This window comes from Brevibacterium sp. K72, from assembly GCF_050562175.1.
Taxonomy (GTDB): Bacteria; Actinomycetota; Actinomycetes; order Actinomycetales; family Brevibacteriaceae; genus Brevibacterium; species Brevibacterium casei.
This window is the reverse complement of sequence record NZ_CP191582.1, coordinates 1433582-1451304: the sequence shown is the minus strand read 5'-3', so window position 1 is coordinate 1451304 and position 17723 is coordinate 1433582. Positions and strand designations below refer to the sequence as shown.

At 69.1% G+C, this 17723-nt stretch carries 15 protein-coding genes; 7 read left to right on the top strand and 8 right to left on the bottom strand.

Features of this window, described 5'->3' with window-relative positions; genetic code table 11:
• Positions 1–3: 3 nt before the first annotated feature.
• On the top strand, positions 4–192 hold the full coding sequence (locus ACQ1RG_RS06425; RefSeq protein WP_430600731.1) for an HIT family protein: 189 nt from the start codon (positions 4–6) through the stop codon (positions 190–192).
• Positions 192–344 carry a hypothetical protein gene (locus tag ACQ1RG_RS06420; RefSeq protein WP_430600730.1) on the top strand — a complete coding sequence of 51 codons (153 nt, stop codon included), beginning with the start codon at positions 192–194 and terminating at the stop codon, positions 342–344. The genes ACQ1RG_RS06425 and ACQ1RG_RS06420 overlap by 1 nt, the downstream gene beginning before the upstream one ends.
• 151 nt (positions 345–495) lie before the next feature.
• On the opposite strand, the gene ACQ1RG_RS06415 is transcribed toward ACQ1RG_RS06420, so the two are convergent.
• Positions 496–1551: an LCP family protein gene (locus tag ACQ1RG_RS06415; protein ID WP_009377310.1), complete on the bottom strand. Its 1056-nt coding sequence runs from the start codon at positions 1549–1551 to the stop codon at positions 496–498.
• A 409-nt stretch (positions 1552–1960) separates the two neighbouring features.
• Here ACQ1RG_RS06415 and ACQ1RG_RS06410 point away from each other — a divergent pair, with 409 nt between their 5' ends.
• Entirely contained in the window at positions 1961–3199 is a 1239-nt protein-coding gene (locus tag ACQ1RG_RS06410; protein ID WP_040341563.1) for an MFS transporter, read from the top strand.
• 181 nt (positions 3200–3380) lie between these two features.
• Here the strand turns inward: ACQ1RG_RS06410 and ACQ1RG_RS06405 are convergent, their stop codons facing one another.
• From ACQ1RG_RS06405 to ACQ1RG_RS06375, 7 genes are all read right to left on the bottom strand, one after another.
• Complete coding sequence (locus tag ACQ1RG_RS06405; protein ID WP_140955338.1) at positions 3381–4061, bottom strand: response regulator; 681 nt, start codon at positions 4059–4061, stop codon at positions 3381–3383.
• Entirely contained in the window at positions 4058–6979 is a 2922-nt protein-coding gene (locus tag ACQ1RG_RS06400; protein ID WP_430600727.1) for a DUF4118 domain-containing protein, read from the bottom strand. The genes ACQ1RG_RS06405 and ACQ1RG_RS06400 overlap by 4 nt, the downstream gene beginning before the upstream one ends.
• The gene (gene kdpC, locus ACQ1RG_RS06395) at positions 6979–7572 is read right to left on the bottom strand and encodes a potassium-transporting ATPase subunit KdpC (protein ID WP_144589187.1); all 594 of its coding nucleotides are present in this window, start codon (positions 7570–7572) and stop codon (positions 6979–6981) included. The genes ACQ1RG_RS06400 and kdpC overlap by 1 nt, the downstream gene beginning before the upstream one ends.
• Positions 7573–7710: 138 nt before the next feature.
• A complete protein-coding gene (kdpB, locus tag ACQ1RG_RS06390) occupies positions 7711–9894 on the bottom strand; it encodes a potassium-transporting ATPase subunit KdpB (RefSeq protein WP_430600725.1) in 2184 nt (727 codons plus the stop codon).
• Position 9895: 1 nt separating this feature from the next.
• The gene (gene kdpA / locus ACQ1RG_RS06385; protein ID WP_280559034.1) at positions 9896–11566 is read right to left on the bottom strand and encodes a potassium-transporting ATPase subunit KdpA; all 1671 of its coding nucleotides are present in this window, start codon (positions 11564–11566) and stop codon (positions 9896–9898) included.
• Complete coding sequence (locus tag ACQ1RG_RS06380; RefSeq protein ID WP_140955343.1) at positions 11563–11784, bottom strand: hypothetical protein; 222 nt, start codon at positions 11782–11784, stop codon at positions 11563–11565. Before ACQ1RG_RS06380 ends, kdpA begins: the two co-directional genes overlap by 4 nt.
• A 341-nt stretch (positions 11785–12125) precedes the next feature.
• Positions 12126–13883, bottom strand: coding sequence for an FAD-binding protein (locus tag ACQ1RG_RS06375; RefSeq protein ID WP_430600723.1), 1758 nt, complete (start codon positions 13881–13883; stop codon positions 12126–12128).
• A 77-nt stretch (positions 13884–13960) separates the two neighbouring features.
• Between ACQ1RG_RS06375 and ACQ1RG_RS06370 the strand changes: the two genes are divergently transcribed.
• The 4 genes from ACQ1RG_RS06370 (at position 13961) to ACQ1RG_RS06355 (ending at position 17695) form a co-directional block, all read left to right on the top strand.
• Positions 13961–14947 (top strand): LysR family transcriptional regulator, encoded by a 987-nt coding sequence (locus tag ACQ1RG_RS06370; protein WP_063250406.1) that lies wholly within the window; start codon positions 13961–13963, stop codon positions 14945–14947.
• Between the two features lie 129 nt (positions 14948–15076).
• A complete protein-coding gene (locus ACQ1RG_RS06365) occupies positions 15077–15613 on the top strand; it encodes a hypothetical protein (protein ID WP_063250405.1) in 537 nt (178 codons plus the stop codon).
• 70 nt (positions 15614–15683) lie between these two features.
• Positions 15684–17048 carry a sensor histidine kinase gene (locus ACQ1RG_RS06360; protein WP_162909100.1) on the top strand — a complete coding sequence of 455 codons (1365 nt, stop codon included), beginning with the start codon at positions 15684–15686 and terminating at the stop codon, positions 17046–17048.
• Positions 17045–17695 (top strand): response regulator, encoded by a 651-nt coding sequence (locus tag ACQ1RG_RS06355; protein ID WP_430600721.1) that lies wholly within the window; start codon positions 17045–17047, stop codon positions 17693–17695. Before ACQ1RG_RS06360 ends, ACQ1RG_RS06355 begins: the two co-directional genes overlap by 4 nt.
• The last annotated feature ends 28 nt before the right edge of the window (positions 17696–17723 follow it).

The following is a 17723-nucleotide window of genomic DNA, read 5'->3' as shown; positions in this document are numbered from 1 at the left end:
GGCATGACATGCATCCTGTGTGCGATCGCCAACGGGACCGAAGAGGCCGAGATCATCTTCGAAGATGACGACTGTCTGGCCATCACTCCACTGCGCCCGATGACCCCGGCACACGTTCTCCTGTTCCCGCGCGAGCACGCAGCCGATCTGCCTTCGTATCTCGACAGTTCGCCAGAGGGGCCGGACGTCTGATGCGCCGGGCCGCTCAGACTGCGCGCACCTTGGGCTTCGAGTCTCGTGGATACCGGCTCGCCTGGAACTTTGGGCCGGACACGAACCAGAAGATCACGCACCCGCACCTTCATCTCCTCGGTGGACGGTCGCTGTCCGATCAGCTCGGCTGAAGGTTGTTGCGGCACCGGGAAGCTGAGCGGAGGCCTGCGGCACACAGCAGAACCCCGCTGCCAGGATCACCCGGAACGGGGTTCAGCTGTCACTGCGCGTCGACGGCCAGGACGGGACCGCCTCGGCGAGGGGCCGTCGGAACCGAAATGATCAGAGGTGAGCTTCGGGCGCAGACTTGACGTACTCGTCGACGGTGTCGTTCTTGAACGCGTCCTGGAGCTTCTTCAGCTCGTCCTGGTCGACGTTGACGATCGACTGACCGTCGGCCGAACGGCCGACGCCGGCGGTCGGGGACGTGAAGAACTCGATGTCGCCGGGGCGGACGTCGCGCATCGCGAACGCGGTCGAGGAGATGTACTGGGCGTTGAGACCGGAGTCGACGTACATGTACGGGGCGAACTCGGTGACCATCTCCTGGATCTTCGCCGGATTCGACAGGGTGTCGGCGGAGATGAGCTCATTGATGAGGCCCTTGATGAACGCCTGCTGATTGCGGGCGCGCTGGAAGTCGCCGTCCTTGAAGCTCTTGCGCTCGCGCACGAAGGTGAGCGCCTCGTCGCCGTTGAGGAGGTTCTCGCCCTTCTCGAACGTGTACCCGTTCTGGGTGAACGCCTGTTCGGAGTTGACCCGGACCCCGCCGAGGCTGTCGGTGAGTCCCTTGAAGCCCTCGAAGTCGATGATGGCGACGTGGTCGATGGGGGTGCCGATGAAGTCAGAGACCGTCTTCACGGCCAACGGCAGTCCGCCGTAGGACAGTGCCGCGTTGATCTTCGCCTTGCCCTGGCCTTCGATGTCGACCCAGCTGTCGCGCGGGATCGACATGATCTGGACGTTCGACCCGTTCTCAGGCAGGTGCATGACGAGGATCGAGTCCGAGCGCAGGCCGCGCGAGGAGTTGACGTCGACGTCCTTCATCGGCTCGTCGGAGCCGAGGAGGAGGATGTTCGTTCCGCCCTCCTCATTCTTCGCCTCGGGGCGCTGCGAACCGAAGACCTGCTCATCGCTGAGCTGATTGGCATTGTCGTCGAAGGACCGACCGACGTTCCACAGGTAGACACCGACACCGAGGACGCCGAGGACGACGACGACGAGGACGCCGACGAGGACCTTGCGCCACACGCGCTTCTTCTTCCGTCGCGGTCGCCGGGATTCCTCACTGTCGTTGTCGTTGGTGAAGATGTCATCGAACGGGTTGTTGTCCGTCATCGGCGCTCCGGATCTGGGTTCGGGGCGGCGCAGGGGCCGGCAGAGGAGAGTGGGCAATCCCGCTCATTGTATAGGGGTCCGATGACGTCCCGATGACCCACTCTGCCGATTCGCGTGGCCTGTCGAACCCCTGATGGCAGGGCTGCTTGCCGGGTCGGGAGCCGGTTGCGGCGGGGGCCGTCAGGCGTCCTGGAGGGACGGGTCGGCAAGGGGCGATGCCGGTCGGAGGACCACCTCGGCGAGGGGATGACCACCCACGACGACGGACACGGATTCCGCATCGAGAACAGGAGGATCCAACGGAAGAGGACGGAACGGCGACGGATCCCGGTGAGATCACAGGGTGAGATGCCACTCAACCTGCGGGATCCGCGGTTGCGAGCCGTAAGGGCGGAGATAGACTCGTCTGATGTTCACAAACTATCGGGAAATTCTGTCGCTTCCCGGTGCTCTCAAGTTCTCCTTGGCAGGTCTTGTCGCACGGATGCCGATCGCCGTCCTCGGACTCGGGATCGTCCTCTTCATCCAAGGCGTCACCGGTTCGTACGGCCTGGCAGGCATCGTCGCCGCCGTGTACATGATCGTCCAAGCCCTTGCAGGTCCCGGGATTGCGCGCCTCGTCGACCGTCGCGGCCAGGCGAAGGTCATGGTGCCCATCGTCATCACGCACCTCATCGCGCTCACCCTCCTCATCGTCTCCGTCTACCTCGACTGGTGGGTCGGTCTCACCTTCGTCTTCGCCGGCATCGGCGGCGCCACCGTCGGCTCCGTCGGATCGCTCGTGCGGTCTCGCTGGTCGCACCTCGTGAACTCGCCGAACCAGCTGCAGACGGCGTTCTCCTGGGAATCCGTCGCCGACGAGCTGCTCTTCGTCTCCGGACCGGTGCTCGCCACGGTGCTCGCGACCGCCGTGTGGCCGCCCGCGGGCATCATCCTCTCGATGATCTCCGCCGGTGTGGGATCCGCACTGCTCTACATCCAGAAGTCGACCGAACCGCCGCCGATCGAACGGTCCACCGAGGCGAAGGGCCACGTCTTCTCCAACCCGGGGATCTTCACGATCATCATCGTCAACGTCTTCCTCGGCGTGAACTTCGGCGCCATCGACGTCATCGCCGTCGCGTTCTCCGACGAGCAGGGCGTGAAGTCGCTCGCCGGCTTCCTCCTCAGCGCGTTCGCGCTCGGATCCCTCATCTCCGGTGCCATCTACGGGGCGAGGAACTGGAACTCCGCGACCCACCACCGTTTCGGGGTGACGGTCTCGCTGCTGGCGATCGGCACGTGCACGATGCTGCTCGCCCGCGACATGGTCACCTTCGGCCTCATCCTCTTCATCGTCGGCTTCACGATCGCCCCGAGCCTCGTCGGCGCGAACTCCGTCATCCAGCAGCTCGCCCCGCCGAGGCGGCTGACCGAAGCCTTCGCGTGGCTGGGCACCTCGCTCGGCTTCGGCGTCGCGTTCGGGTCGGCGATCGCCGGCAACCTCATCGACCACTACGGGGCGCACACTGCGATGCTCCTGCCCGCAGGCTGTGCGGTGCTCGGGGCGATCCTCGCGCTCTCGCTGCTCAAGCTGCTCAACCCGTCGCGGTCGAGCCACGAAGTCCGCATCGAGAAGGACCGCCGCAGGGCCCGCGTCGAGGAGTGAGGGGCGCCGGGCGGGTTGGGAGACCGGCCTGGCGATTTGCTGGTCACTGCGCCGAGGTGGCGTGACAATCACTGGTCACTGCGCCGAGGTGGCGCGGCCGAAATCAGCCCAGCCGCCTCGGCGGAGTGACCAGCAAATCAAGGGGTGCCTCGGTGGAGCGACCAGCAAATCGCTTCGTGCCCTACGGGGTGAAGCGGTAGCCGATGCCCATCTGCGTGTGGAGGTACTGCGGGCGCGCCGGATCGGCCTCGAGCTTCGAGCGCAGCTGCGACATGTAGACGCGCAGATAGTTCCGCTCCTTGCCGAACTCCGGGCCCCACACTTCGGTGAGGAGGGTCTGCGCCTCGACGAGCGCGCCCTTGTGCTTGACGAAGACCTCGAGCATCTTCCACTCGATCGGAGTGAGGTGGACCGGCGCGCCCTCGACCTCGAGCAGGTGGGCGGCGAGGTCGATGACGACGCGCCCGTCCGCGGTGCGCACGACACCGGACTCCCCCGTCCGGCCCGTCCGCCTCTCGATCGCCCGCAGCCTCGCGAGCACCTCGCCGAGCGAGAACGGCTTCGTCACATAGTCGTCGGCACCGGCGTCGAGAGCGGCGATCTTCCCGTGCGAATCGTGCCGGGCCGAGACGACGACGATGGGCACCTCGCTCCACCGCCGCACCTGGGAGATGAGCTCGATCCCGTCGACATCGGGCAGTCCGAGATCGAGGAGGATGACATCGACCTCGGACTCGCTGAGCACCTCGTTCATCCGCCGTCCGCTGCCGGCGACGACGACATCGTGCCCCTTCGCCTGGAGGCCGATGCCCACAGCCGTGGCGATATCGGCATCGTCTTCGACGATGAGCACCCGCTTCATCGGCGGCCCTCCCCTGCCTGCAGTCGGTCGTCCTCGGTCGTCGTCGCCATGTCGTCGGTCGCTTTCTCGCCGACGTCTGCCCTCACCGAGTCATCGTCGCCCGCCGAGGCGGTTCCCGCGGCGGCGCCGATGAGTTCGTCGTCCTCGCCGCCGGGTTCGTCCGCCGAGGCGGTTCCCGCGGCGGCACCGATGAGTTCGTCGGTCGCGGGGCCGGCGTCTGACCCGTCCGGCGGCGTCATCGCACCCTTCCCGCAGCGCGGGAACGTGAGCACCGCGGTGAAGCCGCCGCCCGGCGTGTGCTCGGCGGCCAGGTCGATGCCCATCGCCCGGCACAGGCCGAGCGCGACGGCCATGCCGAGTCCCAGGCCCTTCGCGTTCGACTCATCGAGCCGGGTGAACGGGGTGAAGATCGTCTCGAGTGCATCATCGCTCACGCCCGGTCCGGAGTCGGCGATGCGGAGGTAGACGGCCTCGGCGCCGGTCGAGGCATCGATCGTCAGCGGCGCCCCGTCACCGTACTTGAGCGAGTTCTCGACGATGTTGACGAGCACCCGCTCGAGGAGCCCGAAGTCGACATCGACCCACGCGTCGGGATCGATGTCGACGGTGATCTCGGGGCCAGAACCGTCTGCGGCACCCCGGCCCGACACAGTGCGCGAACTCGACCGGTCCGCGTTCCCGACCGACGCGGCCGCGCCACCAGCAGGCCCGACCACAGCCCCGGCGCCCGCACCCTCGGCATCCCCACCCGCACCCCGCTCGCCCGCGGTCACGGTGCGGACGTTGTCGGCCCCCACCTCGGCGAGGGCAGAGACGACGAGATCGGACACGGGGACCGGGGACGTCGAGATCGTCACCGCACCGGACTGGATCCGGCTCATGTCGAGGAGGTTGTCGATGAGCTTCTCGAGCCGCAGCGTGCCGTTCTCGATGGTCGTGAGCATGAGGCGCTCATCGGCGTCGGAGAGCTCGATCCCGTCGAGCATGAGCGTCGACGTCGCCGCCTTGATTGCCCCGAGCGGGGTCCGCAGATCGTGCGAGACCGCGGTGAGCAGGGCCGTGCGCACGGCGTTGCCGGCGCTGAGCTCGCGGGCCTGCGACCGGGTCGCGGCGAGCTCGGACTCCGTGAGCACCCGGAGCAGACGCCCCGCGTAGGCGTCGAGGATCCGCTGTTCGCCGGCGCTGAGCGGCTGGCCCTTGAGGAGGAGGGCGGTGTCGTCGTCGAGGTCGAAGGTCTCGGTCGCCTCGGCCCGGGTGGTCACCGGCTCCCCCGCCGAGGCGGTCACCGCCCACTCCCCTGCCTCGTCCTTGCTCAGCACGGCGACACCGTCGAGGACGAAGGTCGTGCGGATGCTCTCGACCATCGACTCGGTGCTGTCGCCTTCGGCGATCATCGATCGGGCGAGCTCGCTGAGCACCGACCCCTCGTGTTCGGCGGCCTGGGCCTGCCGGCTGCGGCGCGCGGCGAGGTCGACGACGGTGGCGACTGCGACGGCCACGGCGATGAAGATCGCGAGCGCGAGGATGTTCTCGAACTCGGCGATCGTGAATGATCCGACGGGATGGGTGAAGAACCAGTTGATGAGGGCGGTGCCGAGCACGGCTGTCATCACCGCCGGCCACAGCCCGCCGATGAGGGCGACGATGACGACGACGGTGATGTAGCTGAGGAAGTTGATGCTCAGCGACACCGCTCCCGGTCCGAGCGCGATGAAGAGGACGGTGAGTGCGAGTGGGGCGAGCGCGCCGATGACCCAGCCCAGTATCCGGCGCAGCTTCGAGATCGCACTGCCCGGCCGGTTTTCCCGGCGGGGCCGCCACACGCGCGCGGCCTGCGAGTGGGTGACCATGTGGACGTCGATGTCCGCGGCGGAGGCGATGACACGATTGGCCACCCCGGGGCTGAAGATCCGGCCGTACCAGGGGGTGCGGGAGACCCCGAGGACGATCTGGGAGGCGTTGACGGTGCGGGCGAACTCGACGAGCGCGGTGGCGGCGTCGTCGCCGACGACGGTGTGCCACGTCGCATTGTTCGCCTCGGCGAGCTCGCGGGCGCGCATGAGGTCAGGGGCGGTGGCCGAGCGGGTGCCGTCGGGTTCGACGACGTGGACGACGAGGAGTTCCCGGCCGGCCACCCGACCGGCGATGCGCAGGCCGCGGCGGATGAGCGTGATCGACTCGGCACCCCCGGTGACGGCGACGATGATCCGGTCGCGGGCGGCCCACGTGTCGCGGATGCCCTTGGCATCCCGGTACTCCTCGAGGCCTTCGTCGACGCGGTCGGCGAGCCAGAGGAGGGCGAGTTCGCGCAGGGCGGTGAGGTTGCCGAGCCGGAAGTAGTTCGACATCGCCGCATCGACCTTCGCCGCGGCGTAGATGTTGCCCTCGGACAGGCGGGCGCGCAGGGCGACCGGGGAGATGTCGACGAGTTCGACCTCGTCGGCGGTGCGGAGGAACGGGTCGGGGACGCGTTCGTGCTGGACGCGGCCGATGATCGAGCCGACGACGTCGCCCAAGGATTCGAGGTGCTGGATGTTGATCGTCGTGAACACGTCGATCCCGGCAGTGAGGATCGCCGCGACGTCCTCCCACCGCTTCTCCCGGTCCCCGGAGCCGGGGACATTCGTGTGGGCGAGTTCGTCGATGACGACGAGCTCGGGCGCTCGGGTGAGCACCGCCTCGGCGTCGAGTTCCTCGAAGGTCCGCCCCTGGTAGGGCACCTGGGCGCGCGGCAGGGTCTCGAACCCCTGCGCGAGTGCCGCGGTGTGGGCGCGGCCGTGGTCCTCGACGATGCCGACGACGACGTCACGCCCTGCATCCCTGGCACCTGCGGCGGCTTCGAGCATCGCCACGGTCTTGCCGACTCCGGGTGCGTACCCGAGGAAGACCGTGAGCTTCCCCCGCCGAGGTGACCCCATCAGTTCTCGGGATCCGCGACGTTCACGGCGGTGCCGGGGGTGTTCTGCAGGTCGTTATTCAGGGTGACGACGTTGACGCGGGGTTCGCCGATGAAGCCGAGGATCGGCTGCTTCGTGTTCTTCTCCACCATCGTCTCGACTTCCTCCCTGCTCAGTCCGGTCTCCCTGGCGACGCGATCGATCTGCAGTCGAGCATACTCAGGACTGATTTCGGGATCGAGACCCGACGCCGAGGCGGTCACCGCATCCGCGGGAATCCTCGCCGGATCGACGTCCTCGCGCTCGGCGATCTCGGTGCGGCGGGTCGTGATCGCGGCGACGAGTTCGGGGTTGGTCGCGGCGAGGTTCGACGCACCCGAGGCGAGCCCGTCGTAGTCGCCTGCCGAGGGGCGCGGGTAGAACCATTCGTCGCCGGTGACCGGCTGGGCCATGAGCGCGGAGCCGACGACCGCGCCCTCTGAGTTGCGGATCGTCGAGTCCTGACTGGGCACGACCTTGGCGATGAGGACCATCGTCAGCGGGTAGGCGAGGCCGAGGAGGAGGGTGAAGACGAAGAGGGCTTTGAGCCCGGTGAAGGCCTGACGGATGAGCATGGTCTGTCCTGTCTGAGTGAGGTGGGCGGTGGGCCGATCGGCCCGGGGCGGGGGTGCCGACCGGGATCCGGCTGCCCCGGGAGGGGCGCCGCGGCGGCGTGAGACCCGGCCGCCGCGGACGGGGGGTGTGGCGGCCGGTCAGAGGAACGGGCTGATGACGAGGTCGATGAGTTTGATCCCGATGAAGGGGACGATGAGCCCGCCGAGTCCGAAGATGAGCAGGTTGCGCCGCAGCAGGCTCGCCGCGCTCGTCGTGGCGAACCGCACCCCGCGCAGAGCGACGGGGATGAGGGCGACGATGATGAGGGCGTTGAAGATCACCGCGGAGAGGATCGCCGACTCCGGACTGTGCAGGCCCATGATGTTGAGCGCCCCGAGCCCGGGGAACGCGAGGAGGAACATCGCGGGTACGATCGCGAAGTACTTCGCGACGTCATTGGCGATCGAGAACGTCGTCAGCGCCCCTCGGGTGATGAGCAGCTGCTTGCCGATGGCGACGATGTCGATGAGCTTCGTCGGATCCGAATCGAGGTCGACGAGGTTGCCGGCCTCCTTCGCCGCCGAGGTGCCGGTGTTCATCGCGACCCCGACGTCGGCCTGTGCGAGCGCGGGCGCATCGTTCGTCCCGTCCCCCGTCATCGCGACCATCCGGCCCCCGGCCTGCTCGGACTTGATGAGGGCGAGCTTGTCCTCCGGGGTCGCCTCGGCGAGGTAGTCGTCGACCCCGGCCTCCCGGGCGATCGAGCGGGCCGTGAGCTCGTTGTCGCCGGTGATCATCACCGTGCGGATGCCCATCTCCCGCAGCTGTGCGAAGCGATCGGCCATGCCCGGCTTGACGATGTCGCGGAGGTCGATGACCCCAAGCACCCGGGCGGAGGAGGCGTCGGCGGCATCCACCGTCGAGGCGGTCGCCTCGGCGACGAGGAGGGCGGTGCCTCCACCGGTGTTGATGCGCTCGACCTCGGCGCTCGCCTCGGCGGGGATGTCGGCACCCCGGTCGATCGCCCACGCGATGACCTCACGGGCCGCCCCCTTGACGATCGTGCGCGACCCGACTCCCTTCTCACCGGGAAGGATGATGCCCGAGAGACGGGTGGCGGCGGAGAACGGGATGAACTCGGCGGTCGGGAAGGCCTCGAGGCCGGCGGCGTCGATGCGGAAGTCGCCTTCGGCCAGGGCGACGACGGACCGGCCCTCCGGGGTCTCGTCGGCGAGTGAGGACAGGCGGGCCGCCTCGGCGATCTCCTCATCGGTCGTCCCACCGAGGGCGACGAAGTCGGTGGCCTGGCGGTCGCCCATCGTGATCGTCCCGGTCTTGTCGAGCAGGAGCGTCGAGACGTCGCCGGCGGCCTCGACGGCGCGCCCGGACTTCGCAAGGACGTTCGCGGCGACGAGCCGGTCCATGCCGGCGATGCCGATCGCCGAGAGCAGCGCGCCGATCGTCGTCGGGATGAGGCAGACGAGGAGGGCGATGAGGACGGTGAGGGACTGCGGGGCGCCGGAGAACGCCGCGATCGGGGCGAGGGTGGCGACGACGAGGATGAAGATGAGGGTGAGGACGGAGAGGAAGACGCCGAGGGCGACCTCGTTCGGGGTCTTCTGGCGGCTCGCGCCTTCGACCATCGCGATCATCTTGTCGAGGAAGGATTCGCCGGGGCTCGCGGTGATCGAGACCGTGATCTCGTCGGAGAGGACCTTCGTCCCTCCGGTCACGGCACACCGGTCGCCGCCTGCCTCGCGGATGACCGGGGCGGACTCACCGGTGATCGCCGATTCGTCGACGGTGGCTGCGCCTTCGATGACGTCGCCGTCGCCGGGGATGACCTCACCGGCGGTGACGAGGACGCGGTCCCCGGCGCGCAGCTGGGAGGCGGGGACGGTCTCCCGCTGCCCCTTGTCGAGGATCCGGGTCGCGTTCGCCGTCACCCGGGTCGCCCGCAGGGAATCGGCCTGCGCTTTGCCGCGGCCCTCGGCGAGCGCCTCGGCGGTGTTGGCGAAGACGCAGGTGAGGAACAGCCAGATGCTGATCGCCCACGTGAACGGGGTGGGGCCTGTGATCGCGAGGACAAGGGTGACGACCGCGCCGATCTCGACGAGGAACATCACCGGGTTGCGCCACGCGACCCTGGGGTCGAACTTCTTCAGCCCGAGGAGCACGGCCTGAGTGAGCGCCGGAACCGTGATCGAGTGGCCGGTGCTCGTCGGCCGGTCGGTGGGTTCGGGTCGGTGTCCTGTGCCGGACGGCGTCGTCGGGGTGTCCTCGACGAGGCGGGAGGGCGTCGGGCTGCTGGTGAGCTTGGAGGCCTTGGTGTCGGTGCGCATATCAGAGGAGTCCTTCGTTGATCGGGCCGAGGGCGAGGACGGGCAGGAACGTCAGGGCGCTGACGATGAGTCCGGTGCCGACGGTGACCCCGACGAAAAGGGGTCGGTGGGTGGGCAGGGTGCCGGGGGTCGCCTCGGTGGAGGGTTGGGCGGCGAACGCCCCGGCGAGCGCGAGGACCGCACAGATCGGACCGAACCGACCGATGAGCATCGCGAGTCCCAGGGCGGTGTTGAAGAACGGGGTGTTCGCGTTGAGTCCCGCGAACGCGGATCCGTTGTTGTTCGCCGCCGAGGTGAACGCGTAGAGCATCTCGGACAGACCGTGGGGGCTGTCGGCATTGAGGATCGAGTCCGCGGCGTTCGGCCACATCGTCGCGACCGCGGTGCCGGTGAGCACGAGGGTCGGGGTGATGAGGATGACGGCGGAGGCGAGCGTGATCTCCGTGCGTCCGATCTTCTTGCCGAGGAACTCCGGTGTCCGGCCGACCATGAGGCCGCAGATGAAGACGGCGAGGACGGCGACGACGAGCATGCCGTAGAGGCCGGAGCCGACGCCGCCGGGGGCGATCTCGCCGAGCATCATGTTGAGCATGAGGACGCCGCCGCCGAGGCCGGAGTAGTTCGAGTGGAACGAGTCGACAGCACCCGTCGAGGTCAGCGTCGTCGAGACGGCGAAGAATGCGGAGGTGATGACGCCGAAGCGGGTCTCCCTGCCTTCCATCGCGGCTCCGGCCGCATCGGTGGCCGGCGTGGACAGCGTCGTCTCGGTGAGGATGACGGCGACGAGGGAGAGGGCGAAGAACGAGGCCATCGCGCCGAGGATCGCCCATCCGTGCCTGCGGCTGCCGACCATGACGCCGAAGGTGCGCGGCAGGGCGGAGGGGATGAGGAGGATGAGGAAGATGTTGGCGAGATTGATGAGCGGGCTCGGTGCCGAGAGCGGGTGGGCGGAGTTCGCGTTGAAGAAGCCGCCGCCGTTCGTGCCGAGGTGCTTGATGACCTCCTGGCTCGCATTCGGTCCGCCCGGGATCGTCTGCGTCACCTGTGATCCGCCGGCCACGGTCTGGACGACCTGGTCCGGGGTGAGGTTCTCGATGACGCCGAAGCCGATGTAGATGAGGGCGAAGACCACCGAGACCGGCAGGAGGATGCGGAGGACGGTGCGGGTGAGGTCGACCCAGAAGTTGCCGATGAAGAGCGAGCGCTGCCGCATGAACCCGCGGATGAGGGCGACGGCGACGGCGATGCCGACGGCGGCGGAGACGAAGTTCTGCACGGCGAGGCCGGCCATCTGGACGAGGTAGCCCATCGTCGCCTCACCGGAGTACGACTGCCAGTTCGTGTTCGTGACGAACGAGACCGCCGTGTTGAACGCCTGATCGGCGGTGACGGCGGGCTTGCCATTGGACAGGGGCAGGAACTCCTGGAGGCGCATGAGGCCGTAGAGGAGAAGGATCGAGACGAGGGAGAACCCGAGGACGGAGAGGAAGTAGGTCTTCCACCGCTGCTCGGATGAGGAATCGACGCCGGTGAGACGGTAGAAGAGCCGCTCGGCCTTCGTGTCCTTCGTCGAGAGGAAGACGCCTGCCATGTAGTTGCCGAAGGGCACATGGACGGCGGCGAGGACGGCGAGGACGAGGAGGATCTGCGTGATGCCGGTGAACCAGGTCATGCGCGCGCCTCCCCGCTCGAATCGGGGGTGGAGGGGGTGCCGGGGGTGCTGCCGGTGGTTCCGGGCGTCGTGCCGGGGGTGCTGCTCGGGTCGGTGATGCGCGCGGTCGTCGCGCTCTCAGCGGTGACCTTCTCGAAGACCAACGCCTGGGCGGCAAGCCCAGCGACAGTCGCGACGGCGAGCAGCAGGTAGAGGAGATCGGCGAAAGGAGCGTCCATACGGTGTGGCCTCGTTCTTCTCGTGCGGGTGGGTCAGTGCACGACGGCGCGGTGCGCCGCTGTGCGGTACTCCCCCATCACACACGTCTCCCGAGGTCACGGACCCGGATCCTAACGCGGTCTTAACACCTCCTAACGCACTTTTGACACCCCGACGAGGCGGTCGCCCCCACAGCAGCCCATTCAGTGGTCACTCCCCCGAGGCGGTCGGATTCAGTGGTCACTCCCCCGAGGTCGGGGACGCGATGTCGGCCCGACCACCTCGGCGCGGTGACCAACGCACGAGCGCGGGACCTCCGGGGTCCCGCGCTCGGCTCACGTGCTCACTTCACGCGTCCGCCTCACTCGACGAGCTTGCCCTCGACGCTGATCTCCCCGGAGTGCATGAGCGCTGCGACCTCGGGGTCGACGGCCGGGATCGTCTCGCGTACGACTCCGGTCTCAGGCGACCACACGAGGTTGACGGTGAGCTCAGGGTCGAGCTCGGGGTAGTCGCTGCGGTTGTGGCAGCCGCGGGTCTCCCGCCGCTCGAGCGCGGACTCAAGCGTTGCGCGGGCCGCGAGCACCGAGGACCTGAGGTCGAAGGCGTGCGCGAGGTCGGAGTAGCCGGCGATGTCGGGGTGGATGCCGACGTCGCCCATCCGCGCCTCGATCGCCGCGAGCTTCTCGAGACCCGCGAGCAGTCCGGCCTCGTCGCGGACGACGCCGGCGTGCTCGGTCATGAGGTTGCGGACCTCGCGCTGCAGGGCCCGGACGTTCTCCGCCCCATCGGAGGCGAGCAGGTCATCGATCTCGGCCCGCGCCTCGGCGAGGGACTCCTGCGAGCGCACCTGAGCCTCGAGCTCATCGGAGTAGGCGATCGCCGACTGTCCGACGATCCGGCCGAAGACGAGGAGTTCGATGAGGGAATTGCCGCCGAGGCGGTTGGCCCCGTGGAGGCCGGACGAGGCCTCGCCGATCGCCCACAGTCCCTCGACGTCGGTGCTGTGGTCGACGGGATCGACCCACACTCCGCCCATCGAATAGTGCGCGGTCGGAGCGATCTCGATCGGGTCCTTCGTGATGTCGAGCATCTGAGTCTCCATGAGCGTCTGGTAGACGCGCGGGAGCCGGGACATGATCGTCTCGCGCGGCAGGTGGGAGACGTCGAGCCAGACGCCGCCGTTCTCCGTGCCCCGGCCCTCGGCGATCTCCGTGTACGCGGCGAGCGCGACCCGGTCGCGGGTGGACAGTTCCATCCGCTCGGGATCGTAGCGCTCCATGAACCGCTCGCCGAGGGCGTTGCGGAGGATGCCGCCCTCACCGCGGGCGGCTTCGGAGACGAGCGTGCCCGCTGCGTTCTCGGGTTCGAGGATGCCCGAGGGGTGGAACTGGACGAGTTCGGCGTCGCGGAGCCGGCCGCCGGCTTCGACGGCGAGGCGGAAGGAATCGCCCGTGTTCTCATCGCGGCGTGAGGACGTGCGGCGCCAGATCCGGTTGTGACCGCCGGCGGCGAGGATGACGGCGTCGGCGTGGATGCGATAGCGGGTGCCGTCGACGAGGTCGAAGCCGTAGGCGCCGAAGATCCGGCCGTCGGCGGTGAGCAGCTTGGTGATGTAGACGGTGTCGAGGATCGGGATGTCGAGCTCGGCGGAGCGGTGGATGAGGGCGCGCTGGATCTCCAGGCCCGTGTAGTCGCCGGCGAAGGCGGTCCGCCGCCATGTGTGAGCGCCGAAGAAGCGCTGCGAGATCCGGCCGTCGTCCTCCTTCGCGAAGTCCATCCCGTAGCGCTCGAGGTCGGCGATGCCCTGCTCGGCACCCTGGGTGACGATCTCGACGGTGCGCGGGTTGGCGAGGTCGTAGGATTCCTTGATCGTGTCCGCGGCGTGCTGCTGCCACGAGTCCTCGGGGTCCATCGTCGCGAGAGCGGCGTTGATGCCGCCGGCGGCGAGGGAGGTGTGGGCGTCGTCCTTCGAACGCTTGCCCACGGCGATGACGTCGACGCCGGATTCGGCGACCTCGATGGCCGCCCGGAGACCGGAGCCGCCGGTGCCGATGACGAGGACGGAGGTCGAGAGAGCGTGTTCTCTGATGCGGGCGTTGCCCTGTGTTCTGCTCATGCCTTCCACGTTAGGATCGCCTACACGATACGTCCAATGCATTGTTCGACTGAACACGATAGCAATAGACTATTGCCATGAATCTCGAACAGCTCGCGAGCTTCGTCGAGGTCGCCGACACCGGGCACTTCACGAAGGCCGCCGCGACCCTCCATCTCGCGCAGCCCTCCCTGTCCCGGCAGATCTCGACCCTGGAGAAGGAGCTCGGGGCCGAGCTCTTCCATCGCGCCCGCGGCCACATCACCCTCACCGCGGCCGGTGAGGCGCTGCTGCCGACCGCGCGGAGGATGCTCGCCGACGCCGAGGCGATCCGCCTCGACATGGACGAACTCGCCGGTCTGCGGCAGGGTCGAGTCCGTCTCGGGGCGACTCCGACCCTGTGCGTGAGCCTCGTCGCCGAGGCGCTCAGCCGCTTCCACGCCGAGCATCCCGGAATCGAACTCGAGGTCATGGAGAAGGGCTCGCGCGAACTCGTCGAGGCCCTCGGTGCCGGGCAGCTCGACCTCGCGCTCATCACCCGGACCTTCGACCTCGGGGCGATCGCCCCGCGCCTGCACATGCAAGAGGTGCTGCGCGAAGACCTCGTCGTCATCGCAGCCGCCGACGCACCGGAGGCGGCCGACGCACCCGGAACCGCGGATACGGGCTCGGCATCCGCGCCGGCCCTCGGGGACACGATCACCCTCGCCGAGGTGGCCCGCCGCCCCCAGGTCGTCTTCCACCACGGCTACGACCTCCGGGAAGCCACCTCGGCGGCGTTCGAGGCGGCGGGACTCACCCCCGACGTCGTCGTCGCAGGGGTCGAGATGGATGCGGCGATCCGCTTCGTCGAACGCGGACTCGGGATCGCCATCGTCCCCGCGATGGTCCTCGTCGACCGGCCGCGGCTGCGCTCGGTCCGCCTCGTCGACCCCGGCCTCTCGCGCGCCGTCAGCCTCGCCCAGCGCGCGGACGTACGGCCGACCACGGCCGCCTCGGCGATGGAGAGGACGGTGCTGAGCACGGCCCGGGCACTCGCCTCGGCGGAGTCGGAGCTCTCCCGGTACGTACGGCTCGAGGGATAGGGCGACGGGGTCGGGTGAGCGGTCTCCACCCGGATCTCCACCCGCGGGTGGTTCGCGTCGGCTCGACCTCGACGAAGGATGGGGGCAGCGGATCGCACCCGGCGATCCCCCTCACTCTGGAGACCAACCGTGACTCTCGATGCCCCGTGGATCCCGATCGCCAACGTGCTGCTCGCCCTCGTCGTCCTCGCCCTCATCCTCTACCGTCAGCTCAGTTGGCGGCGCCTGTCCCGGATGGTGCGCGTCGCCGTCATCGTCATCGTCCTCGGCACGATGACCCTGCCCCTCCAGCTCGGAGACGCCGACCTCACCTGGGCATCGGCCGTGACCGCCATCGTCCTCATCGTCGCCGTCTCGCTCGCCGGCGGATGGGTGATGGGCCGGTTCGCGGAGGTCTCGACCGGCCCGGACGGTGAAGTCCGCATGCGCGGGGGATGGCTCGGTGTCGCCCTCTGGCTCGGCTTCATCGCCGTGCGCATCGGCATGGATCTCGGGCTGGCGGCCGTGATCTCCCCGGAGATGGCCACCGCCACCGGACTGCTCCTCATCTCGATCGGCCTCGCCCGGCTGACGAGCACCCGCATCGCCGCCCGGTGGGCCGCTCACCAACTGAGCGGCGGAGTCGATGCCGGGGCGCCGGTCCGCCGCGACCCTCCTCGCCCGTGAGCCGACCAAGGTCCGGACCGCATTCGCGTACGCCGTCTCGCCCGTTCGGTGGTGGGGTAGGATCGCGGCCATGAGGCCGGATCCGTCCCGCCGCACCGACGAACGCGGGAATCTGAGCAGTCGATGGCGACCCGCGGATGTCCTCACCCTCATCCTCGGCGTCGTCTTCGGCGGGTTCTTCACACTCTTCGCATGGGAGGTGTCCGTACCCGAACTGCGAGCAGTGGCGCTGGCGGCAGTGGCGCTCTGGGTCGCGGAGATGATGCTCGGGGCGACGACGAACGACTACCGCCGGGCCTCACCCGGACAGCACGCGGTGGGCACGGGGCTGCTCGTCGTCTCCCAGATCATCGCGTGCGCCCTCGCCTTCGCCCCGGGGTCGACGATGATCCCGCTCGCCGTCGCCGGCCTCGCCCGACTGGTCCGCCGCTCCGACCGCTCGGTCCTCGTCGTCACGCTCACCATCGTCGCCGATGCCTGCGCCCTTCTCGCAGCGGCGATCGCCGTCGGCGCCCCGACCGAACTCCTCATCATCTACCTGCTCGTCGGCGCCGGCGTGGGACTGCTCACCCGACTCCGGGCCGGCCGCCTCCTCGCCGAGACCCAGGAACGCGCGCTCCTCGAAGAGCAGCTGATCTCCCAGCGCGAGCGGGCGACGACCGCGGCGCTCGCCGAACGTGCCCGCATCGCCCGCGACCTCCACGACGTGCTCGCGCACTCCCTGGGGGCGCTGACGCTCCAGCTCGACGCGGCCGCCGCGCTCGCCCAGGCCCGCCGCTGGGAGGGACTCGACGCCCGCATCGACCGGGCGCGAGGGCTCGCCGCCGACGGTCTCGCCGAATCCCGCCGGGCGGTGGCAGCCCTGAGGGAGCAGCCGCGCCAGGACCTGCTCGACGGCGTCGCCGAGCTGCTGCGCGCTCATCGTGACAGCGGCGCCGACGTGCTCACGATCCTTCCGAACCGACCGCAGGCGGTGCTCGCCCGGCTCAGCCCGGAAGGGGTCGAGGCCCTGCTCCGCGCCGTCCAGGAGATGCTCACCAATGTCCGCCGCCATGCGCCCGGGCAGGCGGTGACCCTCGAGATGAGGTTCGCGGACGCCTCTCTCGATTCGGGCGCGGGCCACGGACCCGGCCCTGCCGGCGCCGAGGTGCCTCCCGTTCCCATCGTGCGCATCAGCGCCCGCAACCTCGTCGGGGACACTTCGGAGATGCGTGAGGCGATGTCACGCTCCTCCACTCCCGCGGCGGGAACAGGCACCGGCGGGTTCGGACTGCTCGGCATGCGCGAACGCTGCGAGGCTCTCGGCGGCGGCGCGGAGGGGCGCCTCGTCGGCGGGCGAACCTTCGTCGCCGAGGCATGGGTGCCGGTGGTGCCCCCGACCGATGCGGATCACTCCACGACCTCACCCGTCACACCATCGAGGGCCGACCGATGAGCATCACGGTGCTCGTCGCCGACGACCAGGCCCTCGTCCGCGACGGCATCGTCGTCGTCCTCTCCCTCACCGACGGCATCGAGGTCATCGGCGAAGCCCGCAACGGAACCGAGGCCATCGCCCTCGCCGCGGAACTCGAGCCGGACGTCGTCCTCATGGACCTGCGCATGCCCGGCCTCAGCGGGGCCGAGGCGACCGCACAGTTGACGCAGAGCCGTCCCGACATCCGAGTCCTCGTGCTCACAACCTTCGCCGACGACGCGAGCATCGACTCGGCGCTGCGGGCCGGTGCCGCAGGCTATCTGACGAAGGACGCCGGTCGTGAGGAGATGGTCGCCGCCATCCGTGCGACGGCCGTGGGCGGCACTCCGTTGGACACCCGCATCGCCGGACGGGTCGTCGCCGGCCTCCCGGAGGCGCGCCCGGCCTCGGTGCGCGACCGGTTCCCCGAGCTCACCGCGAGGGAGGCCGAGGTCCTCGACCTCATGGCCGAAGGCGCATCGAACCCCGAGATCGCCGAGCGCCTCTTCCTCGGCGTCTCGACTGTGAAGTCCCACATCAACGCCCTCTTCGCGAAGCTCGGGGTGAGCCGGCGACAGGACGCGATCGCCCTCGCCCACGGGGAGGATCGCCCGCCCGAGAGCTGATCGAGGTCGAGGCCCTGCGATGGAGTGT